Raw genomic sequence first — 16,014 nt, 5'->3', positions numbered from 1 at the left:
TTACTTGGTAAGGGTTATCGAGACCTTATCAAGCAGGCAATCAATATCAGCGCAGCGCTAAAATCGGCGGCCGCAAGCACTAAAAAAGCAACAGACACACTTTTGTAAAACAGCATAAATAACCATATTGAAGACGCAATTTTTACCAGTGCGCTGATGCTGACGACGTCCCGACTATCGGCAATACGCAAGCGCAAGGCAGCAAAACCAAGGCCGAGTACTCCGGCCACGCCCATAAAAGTGTTTAAACTGGCGCGTGTAGCGCCAACGTAAAAGCTGCTGTCACCAAAGCTCAGTAAGATATCCATAACAGCTTCGTTCAGCCACGGCGTTGCCAGTACCAAAAACAGCCCGATGTCGGAAAAGTAAATGCTTCTGTGGTTAGGCATCATTGGGGTGCAAAAGCCTTCTGTGCAACGGAAGTATTCATAAAGTCTCTGAAGCGAAACCAACGGCCGTCTTTACAAGTGATGACATGTACAAAGGGTGATTTGATTTCGTTGCCGTTGATTTTTGTAGTCAGGCGCAGCTTGCCAACCACAATGACTTTGTCGTTTTCACATATAAAGTCTTCGGCATCAAATACATGAATATCGACAGATGAAAGCACAGTAGAAAAGAAGCCGCGACACTCATCCTTGCCATGATATTCGCCAGCATAAGGTATTTCGGAAGGGCCGTAGAATTCGATCGTGGCGTCATCGTGAAGCAGCTCTACAATTCCGTCGATATCGTGGGCACCAAAACGGACAAATATCTCCTGTGTGAGTGCCAGGTTGTTTTCTTCTAACACTTTCATTTCATTATTGTTCATAACGTATCCTTATTCTCAAGAGTTGTTTCGGCTCTATTCCCCTAACCAGATTGGGCAATAGTTGCTGTTCAATGCATTAATCGTAAAGGCAGTGTGTCAAACCCGTAGGCCAGTAAGCCTCCGGACTGTCGGCGCGAATCCTTAATGTCGCCAATGATCGCTGAACATTGATCCAGAATGACATTCAGCATAATTTCAGCTTCTACTCGTGCCAGAGGTGCTCCCATGCAGTGGTGAATACCTTTGCCAAAGGTCAGGTGCTTGGAAATATTTTTGCGACTCGGAGTAAAGCATTCCGGATTTTCAAAAACACTTGGGTCGTGGTTTCCTGCAGCCATAAAAAAGGCCACCCAATCGCCAGCTTTTAGTTTTTGGCCGTCAAGGTCACAGTCTTGGGTGACGATACGAAACAATCGCTGTGGGGGACCGTCCCGGCGCAGGCACTCCTCCATAAAAGGCCTGATCAGGGAGCGATCATTTTTTAGTTTCGAAAACCATTGCCTGTCTTCAAGTAAAACACCCAATAAATTACCCAGAAAATAGGTGGTTGTTTCTGCTCCGGCCACAACCAGTGTGATGCAGAACAGTATCACTTCATCATTAGTTAGCCCTTTACCCTCATATTCGGCATTGATGAAGGCGGTCATCAGGTCATCTGTTACCGGTTTGCCCGCAAGAATGTCGGCCGTACGCTGCTCCACCTTGTTAACAAAGTAGTCAAAAACCTCCCGGTTACAGGTTTGACGCTCTTCAGGGGTAAAACTTGAAGACACCATAAAGGCATTTGCCCAGCGCACCAGTTTGTGGTGATCTTCGCGGGGTAAACCCATCAGGTAGGTCATGACCAGGGGAGGAATGACACCGGCGACATCGACCATAAAATCAATGTCTCGGCCTTTTGATTGTTCAACGATATCGATAACATCGGCTCGCAACCGGTCGACAATATCATCGTGGATACGCTTTGGTGTGAATGCGACCCGTGCGAGATTGCGCAGTTCGGCATGTCTTGGGTTATCGTGGTTTACCAGCATCAGGCTCGGGGCGCTGGAATTCGCTTGCATTGGATCTTGAGATGAAAATAACTCGGGGTGCTGTAATACATAATCTACATCGTCATACCGGGTAACTACCCATGAAGGGAAGGGTGTATCCACGCCTGGTACGTTGCCTGGCGGGTAATCCAGCAAGCCTTTCACCGGGGGGAGAGAGCGCAATACTTTATACAGAGGGTAAGGGTTGCTGATATTCTCCGGTAGCAGCATATCGTTAACCAATGACTTGATGTCTTGCGTGCTATATGTGGATGTTGAACTGTTCATAGTTTTCTCATTATGTTGTTAACGACTTTGAACCAGCTTGGGTAGGGCGGTGTTACCAGCCCTGAAACATCGATAAACCCGCTTTTGAAAATGGCGCGGTTATGTGAGAATTCTTTAAAGCCGTCAATACCGCGATATTTGCCCATGCCACTGCTGCCGACTCCTCCGAAAGGCAGGTCATCATTGGCATATTGGAAAATTATGTCGTTTTTCACGAGCGAGCCTGATCGGGTTTGTGTTGATAGTTGCTCGAACTCGTCTTTGTTGTTGCCAAAGTAATAAATAACGAGTGGATTTGGCTGTTTACGAATATACGTGATTTGGTCTTCAAAGCAGTTGACAGTTTTTACTGTGAGGACCGGGCCGAATATTTCCTGCTGGTTGATAAGGCTACCTTCCGGCGGATCGATAACGACGAACAGCTGGTAGGGGCTATTCTTAAGGCCCATGTGAATAATACGCGCACCCAGTTCTTCTGCCTGGTTGACCATATTCTGTAATCGCTGCCGATGGTGCTCATTGATTATTGCCACAGAATCCCTGGTATTTGAGCCAGTATTAGCATCGGCTTTGTGTACTGCATTCATGAGAAGCAAGAGAAATTCTTCCAGTTTGTCACTTCCAATCATTAGGTAATCCGGGGCTATACAAATCTGTCCGGCATTGAAATATTTGCCAAAGGCAACACGTTTAGCAACCACATTAAGATTAGCTGAATCACTCACAACAACGGGCGATTTGCCACCTAACTCCAGTGTTAATGGCACCAGGTTGTCTGCAGCAGCGCGCATGATTTCACGTGCGATAGCTGCTCCTCCCGTATAGATCAAGTGATCAAAAGGGAGTCTGATAAATGTTTGCGCCAATTCAACTCCGCCGCAAACCACAGCGACTTCGGTGGGTTGAAAATACTGCGCTATTAATTCAGCGATTAAAGAGGAGGTTGCGGGTGTGATCTCTGAGGGTTTGATCAGAGCGCGATTGCCTGCCGCCAAAACAGACACTAATGGCGACAACGTGAGATTAATCGGAAAATTCCAGGGGCTGATAATGCCGACGACACCTTTCGGAATTGCCTGAGTAAAGCTTCTGGCGCCGGACATACGTAAGCTCAAATCGGTGTTGCGTCGCTCCGGTTGCATCCAGAACTTCAGGTTTTTGATGGCGTGATTTGCCGACTTTACCGTTGTGGTAATTTCGGCAAAACTGCTTTGATGCGCAGAGCGATAACCGTAGTCGTCAGACAGTGCTTCACAAAGAGCAGGTTCATTTTCCAGCAACAGTGATCTGACCCGCTGTAGCGCATTCAGACGACGCGGCAGCTCGGGGTAAGGTTCGTCTGCGTAGCCTAGACGCAATTCAGTGAAACTCTGCTCAAGTCCGGTGTCATTCAAAGTTCGGTTACCCGTATGTACATGATTGTCGTTATCTTGAGAATATATTCCAATAGAAATAGTGTCAAATGGAAACTATTTGAGGTTGGGTATAATATGTGAGGTATATTATGAGAAACCCGACGTATCGCTTCTGTATTGGAAAGTAAATCAATAGGTTGAGGACTGTTTTGAAAAAGAATTTAAGCAAAGGCTGGAACAACTTTACCGAAATACCGGCAACACGGGACTCGGCCCCACAGATGTTTCTGGATTATTTCTACCCCATCCACTTTTCGATCGGAATGAAAATTGAAAAGGGATTGATGGAATGTGGCCGTCTTGATCGCCACCAGACCGTGGTGATGTGGATTCTGCGCTCGGAAGCGCTGCGTACCGGTGAAACGGTGTTCAGCCGCAAAGATCTGGTTCGGTTAATGACAAACTGGTACGACATCACCAGCAGTACCGTTTCCAAAGCTCTTCGGGCATTGGCACGAGAGCCGCTGAACTACATTACGATTGTTGAAGACCCGAATTCGGGCCGTGAAAAATTGATAGAAATGACTCCTCAGGGCAAACAGCACTGCGAGCAAATGGTAGTCAGTGCCTGCAAGGTCATTGCGCGAATTACCGAGCACTTTTCTGATGATGAAAACAAAATGGGTATTTACATGTTCAAGCGCATGGACGAAGAATTTTCCAGCAGTCCATAGTTTTACCTTCGGTAATGCTCGCATGCCAGTGAAACCCGTTGCCCGGTGGGGCAGCGGGCTAGATCTTGCTAACAATCAGGGCCGCGTTCACGCCACCGAAACCAAATGCATTACACAGCGCATGATTCACGGTATGGGAACGGGTAACGTTCGGTACAAAATCCAGATCCCGCATGGCTTCGTCGGTATTGTCCAGATTCAGCGTCGGCGGCAACTGGTTGTGAATCACTGTCAATGCCGTAAAAATGGCTTCGACGCCGCCAGCTGCACCCAGCAGGTGGCCGATAGCTGATTTGGTTGAGGATACGGGTATGCCTGCCAGACTCTTGCCAAAAACACGGCGTAGTGATGCTACTTCGGCAAGATCGCCTACCGGCGTGGACGTGGCGTGAGCGTTAACATATTGAATGTCGTTCCCCTCGAGACTTGCCATGTTTAATGCGGTTTTCACTGCTGTGGCTGCACCTGAGCCGTCTTCCCGGCCCGAGGTAATATGGTAGGCATCGGAGCTGGTGCCGTATCCACTGAGTATCGCAATGGGAATTGCGCCTCGGGCCTGAGCGTGTTCCAGTGTCTCAATTACCATCAGTCCGGCACCTTCACCCATCACAAATCCGGAGCGTGCCTGATCAAATGGACGTGAGGCTGCTGCAGGCTCTTCGTTCTCAGTTGAGAGTGCTTTCAAGGCATTAAAGCTGGCGAGTGACAGTTGGTTGATACAGGCTTCCGTACCCCCAACCAACGCAATGTTTGCCTCGCCGCTTCGAATGAGCCGCATGCCGTCTCCTATGGCCTGCAAACTGGCGGCACAGGCAGTTACAGGGCAGCCAAGAGGACCTTGAAATCCGTATTTTATGGAGAGATTCCCGGCAGCCATATTTGCGAGGAAAGCCGGAGCGGTAAAAGGTGACAGACGTTTGTAACCGCGGGTATCGAGGGTTTGCTGCGCTTGCGATATGGTTGGCAGGCCACCAATGCCAGTTGCAATTATGGTTGCTGTGGCCTGTTTGTCAGCGTCTGTTTCAGGAAACCAGTTCGCCTGTTTTAGGGCTTCGTCTGCTGCTGCCATGGCATAGAGGGTAAAAAGATCAAGTTTTTTGCGCTCTTTTCTTTCTACGATAAGGTCAGCGTCGAATCCGGCGGAATGATCAGCAGTAATATCGGGTACCTGACCTGCTATCTTGACAGGGAATTCCCCGGTATCGAAACGGTCAATTTTGCCAATGCCCGACTGTCCGGCTATCAGGCGCTGCCAGACCTGCTTGACGCCGCAGCCCAGAGGGCTGATGATTCCCATGCCGGTGATGACAATTGGTGAGTTCATAGTATTGTTACAACCTGTCGGATACTGCAGATAATGATCAATCACCGTAGCAGCAGGCAATATATGATCAAGATAATATTCTGGCCGAAGCTGTGAGGAGGATGAACCATGCCCTATACAAAGGAGCATAAAGCACAAAGCAAACACAAGATTCTTGATGCTGCGATCGAGCTTTTTTCCCGTTATGGGTTTGATAAGGTCTCTATTGGCCAGGTGATGGAGGCCGCGCAGATGACGCATGGTGCTTTTTATTCCCATTTTGAGTCCAAAGAGGCGTTGTATCGGGAGTCTTTCTTGGAAACGCTCAAGAACAGTCGCGCAGCCCGCCTGGTGAAGGGTCCTTTGTCGATTGCCCATCTCACATCTCTGGTAACTAACTACTGGAATCTCCGGCAGCTGGCCGAGAAGAGCAAGCCAGGCCCTGAAGTGGTCTTATTTAACGAAATCGGCAATGACAATAGTAATGTCAAAAGCTTATTTGAAGCGTCCTATCACAACCTGAAAAAAATGATTGAGACCCGCATCGCGGCGCTGAACAAGTTGAAACGATTACCTCTTGAAGAGAGTCGGGAGGAAATTGCGGATAAAGCCAGGGTTATACTGGCATCCTTGGTTGGGGCAGTGGTTGTCGCAAAGAGTATTTCGCAGGAAGATGAACGACGCAAAATTCTGCAAGCTACCCAGAAGCAGATACTGGCGCTAATTGGTGCCAAGGAAGATACCCTGAGAACCAATACTGCATTATAAAATTGGGAGGCACCCTTCTTCACAGAATCGGCATTTACATGTCTATCCGCGTGGATGAGGGGTTTTCCAGGATCTTGCAGCCTTAACTCGTAATCAAACTCTTTCAGAGTAAAGAGTAATAAGGAGTTTGTTTCAGGCGTGCGGCAGCTAATATCGGGTATTCACCAAAATCTGCCGTCGGCCCTCAGTTGAACAGACGATTTGCCCTCAAGAATTATGCCGAGGGTTTGCTTGCCTGCGGCCCGGCAATTGCCATTGCGCGAATATAGGCAGGGCGCTGGGTTATCCTTTCAACGTATGCCTGCACATTTGGCAGGCCATCCAGTGATCGTCCTCCGAACATTGGCAAAGTTGTCAGGTTAAACAGAGCCATAATATCTGCACAGCTAAATTCATCTCCCGCCAGATATTTTGATGTTGCCAGATGATCATTCAGGTAGGTGTAGTAGCTATTTTCACGGCGGCTAATAGCTGTCTGGATCTGCCCGCCTTGATTTCCCGCACTTTGCTCCACTGCCAGTTTGACAAAAAAGCTGGAAAGGGCATTGTTGTTGAATTGCATCCAATAAAGGTAGTCAGGGAAATTGGGCTGGTCCGAGGCGACGCTGAGTTTGCCTTCACCGTAGCGTTGACTGATATATTCGACAATTGCTGCGGATTCGCATAGGACCAGGTCGCCATCCCGAATGACCGGAGCGGTAGCGGCGGGGTGAAGTGCCAGGTATTCGGCCGGGGCCAAACCATTTTCGCCTCGGTCATACCACTCAAGTTGATAGGGAAGAGCCAGTTCTTCCATAAGCCAGACGATACGATCAGACTGTGACACACCTAAATGGTAAATTGTAATCATGATTTATCTCCTTGAAAGCCCATTGTAATTAGCGGGTTGTTTGCTCAATATTGTCAATTAACATATCAAATTATGCTATTGGGTCGCTTGCCTGTTTGATAATATCGAATAATAACGAGGTTAATTCTGATATTGGGTTTTTATAATACGTTATTGGGGTAATGCTCATGCTGTTTTTTATTTGCTGCCCGTATTCATAGTCTGTTGATGGAGGGAAGATGATCGCGACTTTTTCCACGATGCTGGAGCACGATTGTGCCACCCATGTTCACGATTTTCATGAGCTGGTACTGGGTGAAACTGGCGGAGCCTTTTTATGCGTTGATGACGAGGCTGCAGTAAAACAACGTTACCCTATTAATAATCGGCAGTCCCTATTGGTCAGTGCAGGACTTTCTCACCGGTACGTTGCTGCGGGTGATCATCGGAAAGCGAAAATACATTTTATTTGTTTTGATGACAGCCTTATCGACCAATATGTTCACGCTTCCATAAAGCCTTTAGTGAAACGAATGTTGGGCAAAGGAACAACAGCCGCCGTTCTGGGTAGTGCGAATGTCAACGCGAATATGGTAATAGCGCTACGATTAATAGCCGTTTTAGAGGAGCGGAGGGGCTATTATCAGGATGTTGCGGGGAGTCTGCTCAACCTGCTCTTGGTGAATCATGTCAATGCGCATGATCATCCACCAAACACTGAATTAACCCGGAAAAATCAGCAGATAGAGCTGGTGATGACGTGGGTTCAGAATAATTTGGCGAGTGATATTAATGTCGATAATGCCGCGGCACAGGCAGCGATGTCCAGAACGGTGTTTACCAAAAGTTTCAGGCAACATACCAATAAGAGTTTTGCGGAATATGTGTCGCAGATTCGAATTGAAACCGCTGCAGACTTATTGTTGCAAGGGAATATGGCGGTAACTGATGTCCCTTACCAGTGCGGCTTTCGAAACCTCGGGCATTTCTACAAGCAATTCAAACAACAATACGGTATGACGCCAGGGAAATTCCAGCGAATGTCCGCAGATATGGGGCTTCTTTCCGGAATGTCCGGTGATACCGGGAATCATGCCTTGTGAGCGGAGGTTCGTTAGTTAGGCTGTATTATTTATCAGGTCAGTTAATAGGAGAAGCTTTAGATAAAGGAACCACTGGTTAAACGGTCCTTTAATACATGTGGCGCTTTCAATAGATAAAGGCAATAGATAAAGGTTGATCGAATTTTCGGGCAACTGCGACGCGTATGTAATAGTGATGTGTGGCGTCAAGCGTGTCTGGGTGGTTTTTCGTTGTTCTATCTATCATTAACGTATCTGCATTTTAATTGGCTTTTGTAGGAATATAATGCGTCCGAACATAAATTAGCCTTAAGACTTCCGAGGCGATAAAGTACGCGCTTTAGAATTGAATCGCTATCGTCACCGGGTTTGCTTCTGAGCCAGAGATTTTTATATGACCAATAATGTAAACGAAGAACAAACTTATATCTTGAACGTCAGCTGTAAAGCCGGTACCGGTATCCTGGCCGCAATTTCTACGTTTCTGGCCGAGCGGGATTGCTATATCTGTGCTGTTGAGCAGTTTGATGACGACGAAACCTACAAGTTCTTTATGCGGGCTGTGTTTCGGCTTCAATCGGGCTCGCCTGCGATTGCGGTGATTCGAGACGAGTTTCAATCAATCGCCGAAAAATTTGGTATGAACTGGCAGGTTTACGATCCGAAGGAGCCGGTTAAAACCATTATCATGGTATCCAAATTTGATCACTGTCTTGATGACTTGCTTTACCGTTATGGTACGGGTGAGCTAAACCTCGATATCGTTGCTGTGGTGTCTAATCACCAGTCTCTTCGAGCGATGGTCGAGCGTGAAGGAATACGTTTTATACATCTGCCTGTTACCAGAGAAAACAAGTCTGATCAGGAAACCCGGCTGCTGGAAATTTATGAAGAGACGGGTGCTGAACTGGTTATTCTTGCCCGGTACATGCAGATATTGTCTGATAACCTAACCGGGCAGTTGACGGGTAAGTGCATCAATATTCATCACTCATTTTTGCCTGGCTTCAAGGGGGCCAAACCCTACCACCAGGCGTTTGACCGTGGGGTGAAATTGATCGGCGCTACAGCGCACTATGTGACCTCTGATCTGGATGAAGGACCCATTATTGAGCAAGCGGTTACCCGGGTAGATCATAATTACCGGCCTGAACAACTGGCCAGAGTCGGGCGCGACAATGAGTGTAAAGCGCTGGCCTCTGCCGTTAAATATCATATTGAAAGGCGGGTGTTTCTGGACGAGAACAAGACGGTTGTTTTTCTGGGAAGCTAACCTTAATAAGGCTTTGTTTACGATATCCAGTAATTTTCTACTGCCTCATTCACTGAGGTTTATGGTTGCACTTACAGAAAAGTAAGGTATCTTTACTCGAAAGCCTGTTAATTTTTAATGCCGCGATGCTAAAGCTGAAAGAGAAACTCAAATTCATAGTCATTATGTGCGCAATGCTGACATTTGTTGTTCAGCCCCTTGCCGCTGTGAGTATGTCCTGTTCGACAACGCATATTCAATCAGGTGACAATGAAGCTGGCAGTATGGCAGCTATGATGCATGCCAGCGGTATGAATCATGAGATTAACGCCGCGCCAGATACTATCGCGGAACGCAGTGTTACTTCGAAGTCGTGCTGTTCTCATGGTGTCTGCGCGATGGCCAATTGCCTGTATTCGCCTGTTGCTTTTGCCAGTATTAGCCCTAAGTTTCAACCTCTTTTCCACAGTGTTGTGCGTGTATTCTACAGCGATACCTATCAGACGCTGGCTTTTCCACCTCTCTTTCGACCCCCTATTTCCCGTTAACACGGGATTGGTGCGCCTGAAATTCAGGGCTTCCATTGTTTCAGAGAGGTTGGTTCACACCTCCCGAAGTAAAGTCCTTGATTAAAAGCCCTTTCCCAACGGTTCAATAACGGGAGTTGCTAACTCCTTTTGATTTGTCTCTTGGATAAATAAAAATATTCCTGGGAGTTTACATGAAGATATTTTTTCGTTGCTTGCTGGCAGTTGCCATAACCGTATCTGCTGCGGATGCACTCTCATCGACTATACCGGCATCCACTGCACAGGCACCGTCTATACCGGGTCAGAAGCAGCTCTCTCTGGATCAGGCGGTAGAAATTGCCCGTAGTAATGATCCTTGGATAGCAGGCAGTCGCTTTCGTCAACAGGCTACTGAGGCAGAAAGTATTGCTGCTGCACAATTACCCGATCCGGTACTGTCTTTTGGAGCTGCCAATTTACCCGTGGATAACTTCGACTTTAATCAGGAGCCGATGACCCAGTTTAAAGTGGGTGTCAGTCAGGTTTTTCCTCGTGGTGATTCACGGGAACTAAAAAAACAACAATTAGATGAGCTGGGGGATCAACACCCTTACATGAGGCAAAACCGTCGGGCAATGGTGGCTGTAACGGTGTCAAAGCACTGGCTGGACATATACCGCTATCAGGAGTCTATTCGGCTGATTGAGCGCGACAGGGCGCTGTTCGAACATCTGGTCGACGTTGCCGAATCCAGCTATACCAGTGCAGCAGGAAAAACCCGGCAGCAGGATTTTGTGCGAGCGCAACTTGAGTTAACCCGGCTGGAAGACCGGTTGGCAACATTGCGGCAACAAGAAGAAATGGCCCAGGCGAAATTAAGTGAGTGGTTATCCCCCGCCGTTAATGGCGGATTTGATATTGAGCATTCATTACCTGAGCTTGAATTGCTGGATCCCGATGCAGCTAAGACGAAAGTTGGCGGTGTGGATGATGGTTATCTGGTGGCCTTGCTATTGGCCCACCCCAGCATTAAAAGTCTTGACCAGAAAATTGTTGCCACCACTACCGGCGTGCAACTGGCAGAGCAAAAATATAAGCCACAGTGGAACATTAATGCCAGTTATGGTTACAGGGATGATGATCCCATGGGGCAGGAGCGAAGTGACTTTTTCTCTCTGGGGGTGAGTTTTGATTTACCCTTGTTTACTGCCGATCGCCAAGATAAGGAAGTTCAGGCAGCGATAGCAATGCAAGGTGCTATTAGAACAGAGAAGGCACTTGCGTTGCGATTAATGCGGGCACGTTTCCAATCTTCACAGCGGCGGCTGCATTATCTGGAGCAGCGCAGGCGCTTGTATCAGGAGCGGCTGTTGTTGGAAACCCATGATCAGGCCGAAGCTTCCCTGGCAGCTTATACCAGTGATGATGGAGACTTTGCAGAAGTTGTACGCGCCCGAATTGCCGAGTTGAATGCCAATATCGATTTTTTGAATATCAATGTTGATCGCCTTCAAACCATTGCCGAGCTAAATTATTTCTTTATCCCGGCCAGCCAACATAACGTGGTGGGAGTTTACCCATGAACAAATCCATTCCGGCGACAATTCTGGCTCTCGTTATCACAGCGACAGTTGCTCATTACGTAACAAAATCAACCCTAACGGTAAGCGAAGTTAATGGAAGTGGCGCGGACGTTCAGCGTGCTGAAGACAAACAACCACTTTACTGGGTAGCGCCGATGGATTCCGGTTTTCGTCGTGATGCACCGGGCAAGTCTCCGATGGGAATGGATCTGGTTCCGGTATACGAGCAAGACGATGAAGGCAGCCCCTCCGGTTACGGCACAGTTTCCATTTCTCCGGATGTTGTTAACAATCTTGGTGTGCGTACGACATTGGCGTTATTGCGTCCATTGCAAACTGAAATTACCACTGTTGGCTACGTGAAATACGATGAAGATCAACTGGTTCATATTCATCCTCGTGTTGAGGGGTGGATAGAGAAGCTCCACGTAAAAGCAGCAGGAGACCCGATCAAAAAAGGCGAGCCCTTGTATTCGCTCTACTCGCCGCAGCTTGTCAATGCCCAGGAAGAACTGGTTCTGGCATTCAACCGAAATAATGAGAGACTGCTCAAGGCTGCTGAAGACCGCCTGAAGGCGTTGCAAGTTGACGATACCGTGATCGGGCAACTCAAGCGTGACCGCAAAGTTCATCAGACGGTGACATTTTATGCGCCTCAAAGCGGTGTAGTAGACAACTTGAATGTAAGGGAGGGCTTCTTTGTCAAGCCGGGCACTACGCTGATGTCAGTCGGTACATTGAAAGATGTCTGGGTTGAGGCTGAAGTTTTTGAACGCCAGGCTGCACTGGTTGCCGTTGATCTGCCGGTAACGATGAATCTGGATTATTTGCCGGGGAAAACCTGGCAGGGAACCGTTGATTATGTTTATCCCACGCTGGACCCCAAAACACGTACAGCCCGGGTCAGGCTGCGCTTCAGCAACCCGGAGAGCCTGTTAAAACCCAACATGTTCGCTCAGGTAACCATACACGCTGAAGTCGGCAGGCGCGGCTTGACGGTACCCAATGAGGCTGTGATCCGAACAGGTAAGCAGGACCGGGTTGTACTGGCTCTGGGAGAAGGGCGCTACCGGTCTGTGGATGTCGCGCTCGGACATTTGGGAAATTCCTACACAGAAATTACCCAAGGCATCGAAGAGGGGTCGCGTGTTGTGGTCTCTGCACAGTTTTTACTGGACTCGGAATCCAGCAAAAACGCTGATTTCAAGCGAATGAATCACAGTGAGGAATCACCGGAGTCCGGCGCTGTGATGTCGGAACATCATCAGCATACAGCGGAGATGCAATGATGATTGAAGCTATTATTCGCTGGTCGGTAGGCAACCGTTTCTTTGTGTTACTGGCTACAGCCATTCTGGTGGGGGCCGGTTTGTTTGCGGTAAAAAATACGCCGATAGATGCCATTCCGGATCTATCCGATGTGCAGGTGATTATCAAAACCAGCTACCCCGGGCAGGCGCCACAAGTGGTTGAGGATCAGGTGACCTACCCGCTGACTACGGCGATGTTATCGGTGCCGGGGGCAGTCACGGTAAGGGGGTATTCATTTTTTGGTGACTCCTATGTCTATGTGATTTTTAATGAAAACACAGACCTGTATTGGGCGCGCTCCAGAGTGCTGGAATATCTGAGTCAGGTTGCGCCCTCGCTGCCGGACAATGCCCGCCCGCAACTAGGTCCAGATGCAACCGGTGTAGGTTGGATTTATTTATATGCTTTAGTGGACCGTACGGGCCAGCATGATATCAGCCAGTTGCGGTCGTTACAGGACTGGTTTTTAAAGTACGAGCTGCAAACAGTGCCTGGAGTATCCGAAGTGGCGGCTGTAGGCGGCATGGTTAAACAGTATCAGGTCACCGTTAATCCGGAAAAGCTACGGGCCTTTGGCATACCGCTTTCCCATATACAAACAGCCATTAAACGGGCCAATCAGGAGGTGGGTGCATCAGTGGTGGAAATGGCGGAAGCAGAATACATGGTGAGGGCTTCTGGCTATATCCGGAATGGAAAGGACCTTGCCAATGTACCGCTCGGTGTTAGCAGAAACGGTACTCCCTTGCGGCTAAAGGATGTGGCTGATATCAACCTGGGCCCACAGATGCGACGAGGTATCGCTGAACTGAATGGTGAAGGTGAAACCGTGGGTGGTGTGGTAGTCATGCGCTTTGGCGAAAACGCGCAAAAAACCATAGAGGGCGTTAAAGCCAAATTGCTGGAACTGAAACAGGGTTTGCCAGAGGGTGTTGAAGTCGTTACCGTTTATGATCGCTCTGGCTTGATTGAGCGGGCAGTAGATAACCTCTGGCACAAGCTGTTTGAAGAGCTGGTCATGGTTGGCCTGGTCTGCCTGGTTTTTCTGTTGCACCTGCGTTCATCACTGGTGGCGATTATCAGTTTGCCAGTGGGCATTCTGGTGGCATTTTTGGTGATGCATCAGCAGGGTTTAAACGCCAATATCATGTCGCTGGGTGGCATTGCCATCGCTATTGGGGCAATGATTGACGGAGCCATTGTCCTGATTGAAAACCTGCACAGCCATATGTCGAAGCAACAGGTGACGGCTCAAAACCGCTGGCAGATAGTAGCGGAATCTGCCGTTGAAGTGGGGCCTGCGCTGTTTTTCAGTTTGCTGATTATTACGGTCAGCTTTTTACCGGTATTTGCTCTGGAGGCCCAGGAGGGGCGTATGTTCTCGCCATTGGCATTTACCAAAACCTATGCCATGGGCGCGTCCGCAGCACTGGCCATTACATTGGTGCCTGTGCTGATGGGCTACTTTGTGCGAGGGCGATTAAAACCGGCAGATGCGAACCCGGTTAACAAGGCCCTGATTGCCGGTTATATGCCGGTGCTAAAAACAGTTTTAACCTACCCGAAAAGAACACTGGCGGTCGCATTACTGATAGCGGCTACTTCCTGGTGGCCGTTGCATCATATCGGCAGCGAGTTTATTCCGCCGCTCGATGAAGGTGGTTTGATGTATATGCCGACCACTTATCCCGGCATCTCCATTGGCAAGGCACGTGAGCTCTTGCAGCAAACTGACAAGTTGATCCGCACCGTACCGGAAGTCAAAACGGTGTTCGGCAAAATTGGCCGGGCTGAAACCGCAACCGACCCCGCACCGCTAACCATGATTGAAACGTTCATTCAGTTTAAAGATCGCAGTGAGTGGCGACCGGGGGTAACAACCGATTCGTTGAAGAAAGAGCTGGATACACTGGTGAAACTGCCCGGTGTGACCAATGCCTGGGTGATGCCAATTAAAACGCGCATAGACATGTTGGCGACAGGTATTAAAACACCGGTAGGTATCAAGGTCTCCGGCGCAGACCTGAATGTGATACAGAGTATCGGTCAGCAGCTGGAATCAATTTTGTCGAAAGTGCCTGGAACCGCCTCGGTCTATTCTGAACGAGTAGCAGGAGGGCGATATATCAAAGTGGATATCGACAGGGAAAAAGCCTCGCGTTTTGGGCTGAATATTGGTGATGTGCAGCAGGTTATTGCCTCAGCAATTGGTGGTATGAATGTCACCCAAACCGTGGAGGGGCGAGAGCGCTATCCGGTTAATATTCGCTATCCGCAGTCGTATCGCAACTCGCCGGAGCAACTGGCACTGCTGCCTGTTGTAACAGACAACGGCCAACGCATAGCGCTGGGTGATGTTGCCCGGGTCTTTGTTGAAGATGGTCCGCCCGGAATCAAAAGCGAGAATTCACGACTCAATGGTTGGACTTTTGTCGATATTGAAGGTGTGGACGTGGGTCGTTATGTTGACCGGGCAATGGAGGAAGTAAGCGAACAGCTGGTATTGCCTGCGGGTTATTCCATCAGTTGGTCAGGGCAGTATGAATATATGCAAAGAGCCAAGGCCAGACTTGCTTATGTTGTGCCTTTAACCCTCGCCACCATTGTGATCCTCTTGTATTTTAACTTCAGGCGATTTTCTCCGGTGATGATGTTGATGTGCACCGTACCTTTTTCGCTGGTAGGCAGTTTCTGGCTGATGTATTGGTTGGAATTCAATTTTTCTATTGCGGTCGGGGTTGGCATGATTGCACTGGCAGGTGTTGCTGTAGAAACCGGGGTGATTATGTTGGTGTACCTGAATCATGCCTGGCAAAAAGCAACAGAAGAAGCCGGTTCTGGTGGTTCGGAGATAACGGGTGAAACGTTGTTTGAAGCAGTCTTGTCAGGTGCCGGAAGGCGTGTGCGTCCGGTACTGATGACAGCGAGCGCAACCATTATCGGATTGGTGCCCATCATGATTGGTTCCGGTACCGGTTCGGAAGTGATGAGTCGTCTGGCTGCGCCGATGGTGGGAGGTATGGTGACGGCCGTGCTGTTAACCCTGTTGGTATTGCCGGTAGTCTTTTTTCTGTGGAAGAAGTCGGGCTGGGATTGATGCCGGGTGGTCAAAAAAATGAGGGCGAGAATACGCGGTTGCCGCGCTATTTGAT

Annotated in this window: 14 protein-coding genes; 8 read left to right on the top strand and 6 right to left on the bottom strand. The window is 48.7% G+C overall.

Going from position 1 to position 16,014, the window contains the following annotated elements; genetic code table 11:
• Positions 1-14 precede the first annotated feature (14 nt).
• The 4 genes from H7A02_07580 to H7A02_07565 form a co-directional block, all read right to left on the bottom strand.
• Entirely contained in the window at positions 15-392 is a 378-nt protein-coding gene (locus tag H7A02_07580) for a hypothetical protein (protein ID MCP5172106.1), read from the bottom strand.
• Positions 389-814, bottom strand: a complete 426-nt coding sequence (locus H7A02_07575; protein ID MCP5172105.1) for a nuclear transport factor 2 family protein — start codon at positions 812-814, stop codon at positions 389-391. Before H7A02_07575 ends, H7A02_07580 begins: the two co-directional genes overlap by 4 nt.
• Positions 815-882: 68 nt before the next feature.
• The gene (locus tag H7A02_07570) at positions 883-2,136 is read right to left on the bottom strand and encodes a cytochrome P450 (protein MCP5172104.1); all 1,254 of its coding nucleotides are present in this window, start codon (positions 2,134-2,136) and stop codon (positions 883-885) included.
• Complete coding sequence (locus H7A02_07565; GenBank protein ID MCP5172103.1) at positions 2,133-3,530, bottom strand: aldehyde dehydrogenase family protein; 1,398 nt, start codon at positions 3,528-3,530, stop codon at positions 2,133-2,135. Before H7A02_07565 ends, H7A02_07570 begins: the two co-directional genes overlap by 4 nt.
• Positions 3,531-3,700: 170 nt before the next feature.
• Here H7A02_07565 and H7A02_07560 point away from each other — a divergent pair, with 170 nt between their 5' ends.
• Positions 3,701-4,225, top strand: coding sequence for a winged helix DNA-binding protein (locus H7A02_07560; protein MCP5172102.1), 525 nt, complete (start codon positions 3,701-3,703; stop codon positions 4,223-4,225).
• Between the two features lie 58 nt (positions 4,226-4,283).
• Here H7A02_07560 and fabF read toward each other — a convergent pair whose 3' ends face one another.
• Positions 4,284-5,549: a beta-ketoacyl-ACP synthase II gene (gene fabF / locus H7A02_07555; protein MCP5172101.1), complete on the bottom strand. Its 1,266-nt coding sequence runs from the start codon at positions 5,547-5,549 to the stop codon at positions 4,284-4,286.
• Positions 5,550-5,657: 108 nt separating this feature from the next.
• Here fabF and H7A02_07550 point away from each other — a divergent pair, with 108 nt between their 5' ends.
• A complete protein-coding gene (locus H7A02_07550; GenBank protein MCP5172100.1) occupies positions 5,658-6,296 on the top strand; it encodes a TetR/AcrR family transcriptional regulator in 639 nt (212 codons plus the stop codon).
• Positions 6,297-6,510: 214 nt separating this feature from the next.
• Here the strand turns inward: H7A02_07550 and H7A02_07545 are convergent, their stop codons facing one another.
• Positions 6,511-7,146 carry a glutathione S-transferase family protein gene (locus H7A02_07545; GenBank protein MCP5172099.1) on the bottom strand — a complete coding sequence of 212 codons (636 nt, stop codon included), beginning with the start codon at positions 7,144-7,146 and terminating at the stop codon, positions 6,511-6,513.
• Positions 7,147-7,364: 218 nt separating this feature from the next.
• Here H7A02_07545 and H7A02_07540 point away from each other — a divergent pair, with 218 nt between their 5' ends.
• The 6 genes from H7A02_07540 (at position 7,365) to H7A02_07515 (ending at position 15,959) form a co-directional block, all read left to right on the top strand.
• Positions 7,365-8,228: a helix-turn-helix transcriptional regulator gene (locus H7A02_07540; GenBank protein ID MCP5172098.1), complete on the top strand. Its 864-nt coding sequence runs from the start codon at positions 7,365-7,367 to the stop codon at positions 8,226-8,228.
• 373 nt (positions 8,229-8,601) lie between these two features.
• Positions 8,602-9,480 (top strand): formyltetrahydrofolate deformylase, encoded by an 879-nt coding sequence (gene purU / locus H7A02_07535; GenBank protein ID MCP5172097.1) that lies wholly within the window; start codon positions 8,602-8,604, stop codon positions 9,478-9,480.
• 65 nt (positions 9,481-9,545) lie between these two features.
• Positions 9,546-10,007 carry a hypothetical protein gene (locus H7A02_07530; GenBank protein ID MCP5172096.1) on the top strand — a complete coding sequence of 154 codons (462 nt, stop codon included), beginning with the start codon at positions 9,546-9,548 and terminating at the stop codon, positions 10,005-10,007.
• A 173-nt stretch (positions 10,008-10,180) separates the two neighbouring features.
• Entirely contained in the window at positions 10,181-11,551 is a 1,371-nt protein-coding gene (locus tag H7A02_07525; protein MCP5172095.1) for a TolC family protein, read from the top strand.
• Positions 11,548-12,840, top strand: a complete 1,293-nt coding sequence (locus H7A02_07520) for an efflux RND transporter periplasmic adaptor subunit (GenBank protein MCP5172094.1) — start codon at positions 11,548-11,550, stop codon at positions 12,838-12,840. Before H7A02_07525 ends, H7A02_07520 begins: the two co-directional genes overlap by 4 nt.
• The gene (locus H7A02_07515; GenBank protein MCP5172093.1) at positions 12,840-15,959 is read left to right on the top strand and encodes an efflux RND transporter permease subunit; all 3,120 of its coding nucleotides are present in this window, start codon (positions 12,840-12,842) and stop codon (positions 15,957-15,959) included. The genes H7A02_07520 and H7A02_07515 overlap by 1 nt, the downstream gene beginning before the upstream one ends.
• Positions 15,960-16,014: the final 55 nt, after the last annotated feature.

It is taken from the genome of Pseudomonadales bacterium (assembly GCA_024234435.1).
Taxonomy (GTDB): domain Bacteria; phylum Pseudomonadota; class Gammaproteobacteria; order Pseudomonadales; family Porticoccaceae; genus JACKOF01.
Note: the sequence above shows the minus strand (reverse complement) of the source record. Positions and strands in the feature narration are given on the sequence as shown.

Coding starts and splice junctions, on each gene's coding strand:
- H7A02_07570 (MCP5172104.1), bottom strand. CDS start 2,136: ATGAACAGTTCAACATCCACATATAGCACGCAAGACATCAAGTCATTG.
- H7A02_07550 (MCP5172100.1), top strand. CDS start 5,658: ATGCCCTATACAAAGGAGCATAAAGCACAAAGCAAACACAAGATTCTT.
- H7A02_07540 (MCP5172098.1), top strand. CDS start 7,365: ATGATCGCGACTTTTTCCACGATGCTGGAGCACGATTGTGCCACCCAT.
- fabF (MCP5172101.1), bottom strand. CDS start 5,549: ATGAACTCACCAATTGTCATCACCGGCATGGGAATCATCAGCCCTCTG.
- H7A02_07520 (MCP5172094.1), top strand. CDS start 11,548: ATGAACAAATCCATTCCGGCGACAATTCTGGCTCTCGTTATCACAGCG.
- H7A02_07575 (MCP5172105.1), bottom strand. CDS start 814: ATGAACAATAATGAAATGAAAGTGTTAGAAGAAAACAACCTGGCACTC.
- H7A02_07515 (MCP5172093.1), top strand. CDS start 12,840: ATGATTGAAGCTATTATTCGCTGGTCGGTAGGCAACCGTTTCTTTGTG.
- H7A02_07525 (MCP5172095.1), top strand. CDS start 10,181: ATGAAGATATTTTTTCGTTGCTTGCTGGCAGTTGCCATAACCGTATCT.
- H7A02_07545 (MCP5172099.1), bottom strand. CDS start 7,146: ATGATTACAATTTACCATTTAGGTGTGTCACAGTCTGATCGTATCGTC.
- purU (MCP5172097.1), top strand. CDS start 8,602: ATGACCAATAATGTAAACGAAGAACAAACTTATATCTTGAACGTCAGC.
- H7A02_07580 (MCP5172106.1), bottom strand. CDS start 392: ATGATGCCTAACCACAGAAGCATTTACTTTTCCGACATCGGGCTGTTT.